General features: G+C 65.5%; 11 protein-coding genes and 2 pseudogenes. 6 read left to right on the forward strand and 7 right to left on the reverse strand.

The features are described 5' to 3' along the window. The 3 genes and pseudogenes from JO059_RS12700 to JO059_RS12710 form a co-directional block, all read left to right on the forward strand. A pseudogene (locus JO059_RS12700) lies at nt 1-248 on the forward strand (hypothetical protein); the annotation flags it as partial. Between the two features lie 19 nt (nt 249-267). Then, the gene (locus tag JO059_RS12705) at nt 268-663 is read left to right on the forward strand and encodes a hypothetical protein (protein WP_293319165.1); all 396 of its coding nucleotides are present in this window, start codon (nt 268-270) and stop codon (nt 661-663) included. A 51-nt stretch (nt 664-714) separates the two neighbouring features. Then, complete coding sequence (locus JO059_RS12710; RefSeq protein WP_293319167.1) at nt 715-900, forward strand: hypothetical protein; 186 nt, start codon at nt 715-717, stop codon at nt 898-900. Between the two features lie 112 nt (nt 901-1,012). On the opposite strand, the gene JO059_RS12715 is transcribed toward JO059_RS12710, so the two are convergent. The 6 genes from JO059_RS12715 to JO059_RS12740 form a co-directional block, all read right to left on the reverse strand. Then, the gene (locus tag JO059_RS12715; RefSeq protein ID WP_293319169.1) at nt 1,013-1,408 is read right to left on the reverse strand and encodes a type II toxin-antitoxin system VapC family toxin; all 396 of its coding nucleotides are present in this window, start codon (nt 1,406-1,408) and stop codon (nt 1,013-1,015) included. Beyond that, complete coding sequence (locus JO059_RS12720; RefSeq protein WP_293319171.1) at nt 1,405-1,674, reverse strand: type II toxin-antitoxin system VapB family antitoxin; 270 nt, start codon at nt 1,672-1,674, stop codon at nt 1,405-1,407. Before JO059_RS12720 ends, JO059_RS12715 begins: the two co-directional genes overlap by 4 nt. A 58-nt stretch (nt 1,675-1,732) precedes the next feature. After that, complete coding sequence (locus JO059_RS12725; RefSeq protein ID WP_293319181.1) at nt 1,733-2,941, reverse strand: crosslink repair DNA glycosylase YcaQ family protein; 1,209 nt, start codon at nt 2,939-2,941, stop codon at nt 1,733-1,735. 52 nt (nt 2,942-2,993) lie between these two features. Then, nucleotides 2,994-3,632: a cell division protein DivIVA gene (locus JO059_RS12730; RefSeq protein WP_293319183.1), complete on the reverse strand. Its 639-nt coding sequence runs from the start codon at nt 3,630-3,632 to the stop codon at nt 2,994-2,996. Between the two features lie 125 nt (nt 3,633-3,757). Next, the gene (locus JO059_RS12735; RefSeq protein ID WP_293319173.1) at nt 3,758-4,279 is read right to left on the reverse strand and encodes a dihydrofolate reductase; all 522 of its coding nucleotides are present in this window, start codon (nt 4,277-4,279) and stop codon (nt 3,758-3,760) included. Beyond that, nucleotides 4,276-5,079 (reverse strand): thymidylate synthase, encoded by an 804-nt coding sequence (locus JO059_RS12740; RefSeq protein WP_293319185.1) that lies wholly within the window; start codon nt 5,077-5,079, stop codon nt 4,276-4,278. Before JO059_RS12740 ends, JO059_RS12735 begins: the two co-directional genes overlap by 4 nt. Nucleotides 5,080-5,240: 161 nt before the next feature. Here JO059_RS12740 and JO059_RS12745 point away from each other — a divergent pair, with 161 nt between their 5' ends. The 3 genes and pseudogenes from JO059_RS12745 (at nt 5,241) to JO059_RS12755 (ending at nt 8,097) form a co-directional block, all read left to right on the forward strand. Continuing rightward, nucleotides 5,241-5,981, forward strand: a complete 741-nt coding sequence (locus JO059_RS12745; protein WP_293319175.1) for a dienelactone hydrolase family protein — start codon at nt 5,241-5,243, stop codon at nt 5,979-5,981. Between the two features lie 229 nt (nt 5,982-6,210). Next, nucleotides 6,211-6,645 (forward strand): annotated as a pseudogene (locus JO059_RS12750) (protein tyrosine phosphatase); the annotation flags it as partial. A gap of 954 nt (nt 6,646-7,599) precedes the next feature. After that, entirely contained in the window at nt 7,600-8,097 is a 498-nt protein-coding gene (locus JO059_RS12755; RefSeq protein WP_293319177.1) for a PAS domain-containing protein, read from the forward strand. Here the strand turns inward: JO059_RS12755 and JO059_RS12760 are convergent. Further along, nucleotides 8,046-8,619 (reverse strand): acyl-CoA dehydrogenase family protein (locus JO059_RS12760; RefSeq protein ID WP_293319179.1); only part of this gene is annotated, 574 nt, incomplete at its 5' end. The genes JO059_RS12755 and JO059_RS12760 overlap by 52 nt on opposite strands.

Genomic DNA, 8,619 nt, shown 5'->3' on the forward strand with positions numbered 1-8,619 from the left:
CGCGTGAGTTGACCACCACCACGGCTGATCTGGGAACAGTCGACACTGCAGCGAGCAGCGGGCGAGATGACGTGCAGCCAGTGAACGCGGTCGCGGGGTTGCCACGCGATATCCCAGACCGCATTCATGTTGTGTGTATCGAGCACGCCAGGGGCATGCCGTGGGAATTCGAGTGTCTGGTGGCATACCCGGATGGGACGACGGACATCTACCACACTGATGAGGACGAGTCGGGGATATTTCCCTGATGGACACCGGGAGTAATCGATGACCACAGCCGACGAGGACGACGTCAAGCGGTGGGCATTCCGCGTCCAGCCGCACACTGAACAACGCAACGCAGGCTGGCAGGCGTCGTATCCGGGTACTGATTGGTCGGTGTCGGCGCCCACCGAGGACGAAGCGCGGCAGCGGTTACAAGAAGAGGTTGAGCGTCGGCGTGAGGCGGGCGAGGACCCGTTTGGGGCTATTTACCGCAGACATTTGCGCGAGACCATCCCTGGTGTTTACGCCATGGACAACGCGCTGTACCGCGAGGTTGCACGCAAATCCGGGTATGACCAGAACGCGCTACAGCAGGTGTTCGAGGAAGCCGAGCGTCGCCGCGCTCTCGGCAAGCCGTATACCAAGGCCGAGTACCAGGGGGAGCACCCCGACGGCTAATCCGACGTTGCGATCGTTTTTGTCGACCTGGGGAATCGATAGCATCTTGGTTTGCCGTTCGTAGCCACGGAAATGGCGTGTCAGTGCGCACAGCAGATCGCTACGGCGGAGGAGAAGATTACCGAAGCGATCGCGCAGCTCGCCAAGCTGGATGAGGTGAAGAAGACCGCCGGGTCGGTTCAGAAAAACGCGACCAAGATCGAAAGCATCTGCAGCGCAACCAATTCCGGAATCTAGCGGTTATTGTCCGACGCCCTGGCCGCACTTACCGACGCCAAGCCCGACGCGGAGCCAAGTTCGACACAGAGTCCCGCGCCGGACGCGGTCGCGTACGCGTCGGGCGTGGGATTCAGGTGCACGCCGGCCGGATATCGGTGTGGATGAAATCATCACCCCGGAAAAGGAGCGGCTCTCCTGTGATGTGGGCCAGCGCATAGCTGTAGCTATCTCCGAGGTTGAGCCGGGCGGGATGCCCACTGCCACGCCCGTAGTCTCGATATGCCTGCGCGGCAACGCGTGCCTGGCCGGCATCGAACGCTTCGATGTCGATACCGTAGTCGCCCAGCAACCGATCAACCAGGCGGCCGATCTCCGGCCTATCCCGCCGCTGCATGACCGCGCACAGTTCGACGTAGTTGGGCGCGGAGATGCGAGAGCTGGATGCGTGGCTGAGCTCATGTTTGAGCGCGTCGACGTTCGGCTCGCCTAGCGCGATGGCGATGATCGCTGACGTATCGACGATCACCGCGGCAAACCGTGTTCATCGTAGAGGCCAACTTCGTTCTGCCGGATCTCGCGCTTGTCGTCGTCGGTAAGGAATTTGCCGAGTTCAGCCAGAGTTTTCTCCGCGGCGGCACGCCTGGACTCCGCGCGCACCGTCTCTTCGCGGTCCAGTTCCGAAAGGCGGCGCGAAACAGCGTCCTCGATCGCCGCCGTCTGGTTGGTCCCGATGCGCGCCGCGAGTTCACGTACCAGCGCAACCGCGCGCTGGCTTTTGATGTTGAGGCTCATAGTAGAAGAATACCGAGCTATGGGTAGACGGTCTACATCACCTCGATCATCCGGCCCGCTAGACGGCGGCCCGCAGGTCGGCGGCCAGATCGCCGCGCCCGGCGACGCTGAACCCGCCCAGCCCCAACCAGGACGCCATCGACTCCAGCTCGCCCGCCAGCGCCGCGGCGACGCGGGGCCGGGAAACATCGGGCTCACCGAACGCGCCCACCACGCGCAGGGAATCGGTGGCTCGATCGGCCTTGAGATCGACCCGCGCGACCAGCCGGCCGTCCATCAGCAGCGGCCACACGTAGTAGCCGTACGTCCGCTTTGCGGCCGGCGTGTAGATCTCGATGCGGTAGCGAAAATCGAACAGCCGCTCGACCCGGCTCCGAAAAAAGATCAGCGGGTCGAACGGGCACAACAGGGCCATACCGCGATCTTGCCGCGGCACCGTCTGGCCGGTCCGCAGATACGCGGGCGCGGACCAGCCCTCCACGTCGACCCGCTCGATCTCACCGGCTGAGAGCAGCTCGGCGATCGCGGGTTTGACCTGCCCGGCCGACAGCCGAAAATAGTCGCGGATGTCCGCTTCGGTGCCCACACCCAACGCGGTGGCCGCACGCAGCGTGAGTTCGCGGAGCGCCTCGTCGTCGTCGACCTGCCGGGCCAGCACGCCCGGCGGCAGGACCCGCTCCACCAGGTCGTAGTGACGAGCGAAACCCACCCGGGTGGCGGTGGTGAGGACGCCGGAGGCGAACAGCGCCTCGGCGACCCACTTGGTGTCGCTGCGGCTCCACCAGGTGCCTTTTTTCCGCCGTGGCTCGGCAGCCAAATGCGCCTCGATTTGGCCGGCGGTGCTGGGGCCGAGCTCGGCGACGGCGGCGACGATCTTGTCGGCAAGTGCCAGGTTGGCCTTGACGATGTGGGTGCCCCAGCGGCCATGCCGCCACTCGCGCATTCGCCAGCGCATCAGCGGCCAGTCGTCGACGGCCATCAGCGCCGCCTCGTGCGCCCAGTACTCCACCAGCAGCCGCGACGAACGCGGGCCCCACGCGGCGCGGTCCAAGACGTCACGGTCGTAGGGGCCGAGTCGGCTGAATACCGGCGCGTAGTGGGCGCGCACCGCCACCGACACCGAATCCAATTGCAGCACCTGGATCCGCGCTATCAGCCGCCTCAGATGCGCCCGGTTTACGGCGCCTACGGGCTTGCGGTCGTAAAACCCTTGGGCGGCAACGGCTATCCTCCGCGCTTGCGCGACGCTGAGGCGACGGTTCGGCATCGGCACGGCGCCGAGATTACCGGTCATTTTCGCCTGACCGCGGCTGCGCGAGCTACCGCGCGCCGACTTTCTGTCCAACCGGGTCCTGCTGGTCTTGGTACGCCGACTCGAGAGCGGCGGGGACCGCTTCCAAGTCGCGGTACACATCCATCAGCTGCTCGAGGATCCTGATCCGACGCTGACTCGCTTCTTCCACGGCACGCCGGGCCTCCTCTCGATCCCGGTCGGCCATCCGCCTCGCCTCGGCGAGCAGCTGATCACGAGCCCGCTGGGCGTCGGCGCGCAGGCCGGCCAGTTCGGCCTCGAGCTTTTCTTTGGTTTCCGCGTAGTCGGTTTCCAGTGCTCTTCGCTGCGCGCCCATGTCCGCCAACATCTCTTCGCGCTGTTGCCGGGTGGCCTCGGCCTCCGCCTCGGCCGCCGCGATCAGGGCGTCTGCCTCGGCTCGCGCCTCCGCCTGCATCTCGGCGACCTCGTCGACCGCGCGTCGCAGCATTTTCGCCATCCGTTGTTGCACCGCATGCGGCGACGGCGAGGTGTCCGTGAGAAGTGCGACCTCCTTGCGAAGCGCGGCCGCTTCGTCGCCGGATTCCTTCAACCGGGCTCTGAGGCTATTGACGTCGTCGAGCAGCAACTTCTGCTTGGCGGCCATCATCTCGATATGAGCATTGACCGCCGCCGCGTCGTAGCCCATGAACTTGCGGGTGAACGCCTTTGCGGGTTCGGATACGACTGCCAATTTTCCCCTCCTGAAGGCTGCTAGACCCGAATGACACCGACCCCGAGTACCGAGTATTCCAGGTTGTACCGGTGACACCGTCAGCTCCGACGGTAGCTGTGAAACCGGTATCGCAGCCCCGTCCGGCTGACCCGCCACTCCCCCGCATCGCCGCGCCAGTCCTCGTCGAGCACCGGGGCGAGCGCGTCTTCGTCGTCGCGGGGCAGGTCGATGTCGACCTCTGTGACCTCACACCGGGTGGCGTACGGCAGCCCGAGCACGTAGATCTCGGCCCCGCCGATCACCCACGTCCCCGGCTCGGTCTCGGAACTGGCCCCGGAACTGGCCCCGGAACTGGCCAGCGCCGCCTCGATCGAACCGACCACGTCGGCTCCCTCGGCCGTGAAGTCGGGCTGCCGGGACAGCACGACATTTCTGCGGCCGGGCAGCGGCCGGACCTTGGCCGGCAACGAATCCCAGGTCCGCCGACCCATGACCACCGTGTGGCCCATGGTGACCCGTTTGAAGCGGGCCAGGTCCTCGGGCACCCGCCAAGGGATGTCGCCCCCGCGGCCGATGACACCGGACATCGACTGAGCCCAAACCAGGCCCAAGGGCGTCATACAGCGACAGGGGCTTTGATCGCCGGGTGCGGGTCGTAGTTCTTGACGACGATGTCGTCATAGGTGTAATCGAAGATTGAATCCCTATGCGCCAGAAAGAGTTCCGGGTATGGCCGCGGCTCACGATCGAGCTGCAGCCGGACCTGGTCGACGTGGTTGTCGTAGATGTGGCAATCGCCGCCGGTCCAGATGAACTCGCCGACCGAAAGACCCGCCTGCGCGGCCATCATGTGGGTGAGCAACGCGTAGCTGGCAATGTTGAACGGTACCCCGAGGAACAGGTCCGCGCTGCGCTGGTACAGCTGGCAGCTCAGTCGACCGTCGGCCACATAAAACTGGAAGAACGCGTGACAGGGGGGCAGTGCCATTCGCGGGAGGTCGCCGACATTCCACGCCGAAACGATGATGCGCCGTGAGTTGGGGTCGGTGCGCAACAAGTGCAGCGCCGCACTGATCTGGTCGACGTGCTCGCCGGAGGGGGTCGGCCACGACCGCCACTGCACGCCGTAGACCGGTCCGAGATCGCCTGTGCTATCGGCCCATTCGTCCCAGATGGTGACGCCGTGCTGGTGCAGCCAGGCGATGTTGGAGTCGCCTCGCAGGAACCAGAGCAGTTCGTAAACGACGGACTTGAAATGCACCTTTTTGGTGGTGAGCAGCGGAAAGCCGGCCGACAGGTCATAGCGCAACTGCTGTCCGAACAGGCTGCGGGTGCCGGTGCCGGTGCGGTCGGACTTGGCAGCGCCCTTTTCGAGCACCAGGCGCAGTAGGTCTTCGTAAGGCGTGGGAACCGGCGCGATCGGCACCCGGCCAGCTTAGCGGCGATCGCAAGCGCGGCGGAGCCGGGCGCGGCGGGTCGCCGCCGAAAAATCCCGCGGCGATCGCAAGCGCGGCGGAGCCGGGCGCGGCGGGTCGCCGCCGAAAAATCCTGCGGCGATCGCAAAGGAGTAGAACGGGTGCCATGCCCAAAATCACCGACACCGTCACCACTCCCGACGGCTCCTGCCCCGTGCGTCTGTTCACCCCCGAGGGAGCCGGCCCCTGGCCCGGCGTCGTCATGTACCCAGACGCCGGCGGGGTGCGGGACACCTTCGACCACATGGCCGCCAAACTCGCCGGCTTCGGCTACGCGGTGCTGCTGCCCGACATTTATTACCGCAGCGGCGATTGGGCTCCGTTCGACATGGCCAGCGTGTTCGGCGACGAGCGTGAGCGCCGGCGGCTGTTTGGCATGATCGGCGCAATCACCCCCGACAAGATGGCCGCCGACGCGGGAGCGTTCTTCGACTATCTGGCCGCTCGCCCCGAGGTGACCGGCGAGCGTTTCGGTGTGTGTGGCTATTGCATGGGCGGGCGGACGTCGGTGGTGGTGGCGGGCCGCCTTCCGGACCGCGTCGCCGCGGCCGCGTCATTCCATGGCGGCGGCCTGGTCACCGACACCGCCGACAGCCCGCACCTGCTGGCCGACCGGATGACCGCGACGGTCTACGTGGGCGGCGCCGAGAATGACGCGTCGTTCACCAGCGATCACGCCGAACAACTGGACAAGGCGCTGACCGCCGCGGGTGTGTCGCACACCATCGAGTGGTATCCGGCCGCGCACGGGTTCGCGGTACCGGACAACCCGCCCTACGACGCCGCGGCCGACGAGCGGCATTGGGCGGCGATGACGGAGCTCTTCGAGTCGGCGCTAGCGCGCTGAGGTTTTGAGGCAGTTCTCGACCGATCGTGGCGAGCAGCAGCGTCACCGCGGCTCGGAGAGCGCATGGTCGTGGCGCGCCCTATGCTCGACACTTTGGTCCCGATGCCTACGCCGCAGCAGCCAACGTCGATGACCGGAGCGGTGAGATGGGCATGCCTACACTCGGAAAAAACTTCGACTCGGAGGACTCTGATGACCTCGCCGCGCTGCTGGGAAGCGGTATGAGATTGTGAGTAGCCCTCGGCTGCACGTGGCGTTCATCTGCAGTTTCAATCGCGCTCGATCGGTGATGGCTGCGGCGCTGTTCGCTGAGCAGCTGCGCGAGCGTGGTCTGGCCGATGTGGTGCGCGTGTCCAGTGCGGGCACCGCCGCATGTGTGGGTGATTGCGCCGACGAGCAGGCGATCGCGATGCTGCGTGCGCGTGGGTGCCCGGTGCCGACGGACCACCGGGCCGCGCTGGTGGGCGACGAGCACCTCGCAGCTGATTTGGTGGTTGCGTTGGGCAGCGAACACCTGGGCGTGTTGCGGGTGTGTGGCGTTGATGACGACCGCCTCAGGTGCATCGAAGTCCGGAATCCGTTGTTCGGTGCTGACTTCGAGGACGCCTTCGTGGCCATCGATACCGCGATGCCGGCTGTGCATGAGTGGTTAGATGCGCGGCTGACCGCGCCTGATTTCGGGCGCTTGGAAAGCGCCGTGGGCTATCGCTTTTGGACGGGCATCCCGGGGGACGTGCTCAGATCTCCCTACCACTCGGAGATCACCTGGCCGACGAAATGGTCCGAGGCCGGATGCTTCAATCCGGACCACGTGCCGCCGGCGGCGGACTGCGTGTGCGGGTGGTACGCCGATATCGAGGTGGCGGACGCGATCGCGCGGGCACGTGGCTTCCCGCGAGTGTCGCAAATGGTCTCGCAACTGGGCGTTGAGGATCAGCCGTGGTCGTATTTGATTGTCGGCAAGGTTCTCTTGTTCGACGTGCTGGCATACCGGCCACCACCTTCGTTGAAGATCAGCCCGCGTGCCGAGTACCGAGCGCGCTTGGGCGGCATCGTCGAGCTGGGCCTGCTGGACACCGACGGGGGGCCGGAGGTCGTTGCGTTTGGCCAAGAGTTGTCGGATAGGTACGACGTCGACGTCCTGGACATCAGCGTTCGCGGTCAGCTTGACGACTTTGCCGCAGGCATCGGCGGGTGAGCACCACCGGGAGGTAGCGTCCAGGCTGGACCGCCCCATTGCTCAGCAAGTCAGCCGCGGTCGCCGACGAGCCAGTTGCGTCCTTCGCTGAGACACACGCCGGTCGACTTCGGTGCTGTGTTCGCGGAAGCCCGGGCTCCGGTCCACGGTTGACGCGATCGTAAAATAGTTTGCTGACAGGCGTCAGATCAGCGCACAACCGGCGAAATCCGACTTCTCAGCAAATAAACAGCGGTTCGCCAACCTTACATACATCCAGTGCAAGATACTCAGATAATTGCGCACGTGATTAATAGCAAACGTTGGCAATTGACCGTGGACGAAGCGCTGACCATATCATAACATTTGCTGTGGGGCGTTTAGACAAAAGCGCCGCTCAACCCTGTACGCGGACGCCGAGGCAATGAGCGGGGACCCGTGGTGACAAAGGCTTTTGCATCCGCCGGCACGCATTGCATTGAGCGCCGCCCGCCGGCCACACCCGATCCACTGCCCAGCGAGCAACTGCGGCGGGTGCCCGCGCTCGAGGTTCTCGAGCGGCTGCCTGCTCCAGTCTTGGCGGTGGACCGCGCGGGAACGGTGCTGTTCGCCAATCGCTCGTTTTGTGACATGGTCGGCTATTCGTTCGACGAACTCGTCGCGCTGAATTTCGGTGAATTCTGCAACTGCCCGCGTTTTGACGACGACCGCTGGGTCGCGCTGACTGAAACGGGATCCGAGCGCCTCGTTGAGCTGCGGCACAAATACGGGCACTTGCTGTGGGCCGGCATGAGCAAGTCGGTCACCCGCCGCCGCGATGACACCGTCGCGCTGGTCAGCTTCCGCGACCGCACCGAAGAGCTGTGGGTCACCGGTGCCGCGATCTATCAGGAGACCGGAAGATTGACCAGCTGGCCCAATCGAGTGCGATGGCTGTAGGCGGTGCCGAAGGCCAACTGATCGCTCTTTGCCCGCTTGAGGTACAGGTGGGCCGGATACTCCCACGTCATGCCGATCCCGCCATGTAGCTGCAGGCACTCCTCGGCGGCGTGCACGGCGACGCCGCTGCAGTAAGACTGTGCGAGGGCCGCCGCGACGGCCGCGTCGTCATCGCTTCGGGCGCACGTGTCGGCGGCGTACCGCGCAGCCGCTGTCGCGGCGCCGACCTCGAACCACAGATCGGCCAGTCGATGCTTGATCGCCTGGTATGAGCCGATCGTGCGGCCAAACTGCTTGCGCTGCTTGACATAACTCAGCGTGGTGTCGAAACACCATTGGGACAGCCCGAGTTGCTCGGAAGCCAGCAGGGCCGCCCCCGTCTGAAGCGCTGCCGCTACGGCGTCGTCCCCCGGGCCCACGCACGCCGACGCCGCACCGGAAAAACGCACGGTGGCAAGGGGTCTCGTCATATCCAGCGCCACCCGCGGTGATACCTGTACACCCGCGGCTGCCCGGGAGACG

The sequence above is a fragment of the Mycobacterium sp. genome (assembly GCF_019247615.1).
Classification (GTDB): domain Bacteria; phylum Actinomycetota; class Actinomycetes; order Mycobacteriales; family Mycobacteriaceae; genus Mycobacterium.

Excerpts from the sequence above, each read along its gene's own strand:
- JO059_RS12735 (WP_293319173.1), bottom strand. The coding sequence starts at position 4,279 with ATGACGCCCTTGGGCCTGGTTTGGGCTCAGTCGATGTCCGGTGTCATC.
- JO059_RS12705 (WP_293319165.1), top strand. The coding sequence starts at position 268 with ATGACCACAGCCGACGAGGACGACGTCAAGCGGTGGGCATTCCGCGTC.
- JO059_RS12745 (WP_293319175.1), top strand. The coding sequence starts at position 5,241 with ATGCCCAAAATCACCGACACCGTCACCACTCCCGACGGCTCCTGCCCC.
- JO059_RS12730 (WP_293319183.1), bottom strand. The coding sequence starts at position 3,632 with ATGGGCTACGACGCGGCGGCGGTCAATGCTCATATCGAGATGATGGCC.
- JO059_RS12725 (WP_293319181.1), bottom strand. The coding sequence starts at position 2,941 with ATGCCGAACCGTCGCCTCAGCGTCGCGCAAGCGCGGAGGATAGCCGTT.
- JO059_RS12720 (WP_293319171.1), bottom strand. The coding sequence starts at position 1,674 with ATGAGCCTCAACATCAAAAGCCAGCGCGCGGTTGCGCTGGTACGTGAA.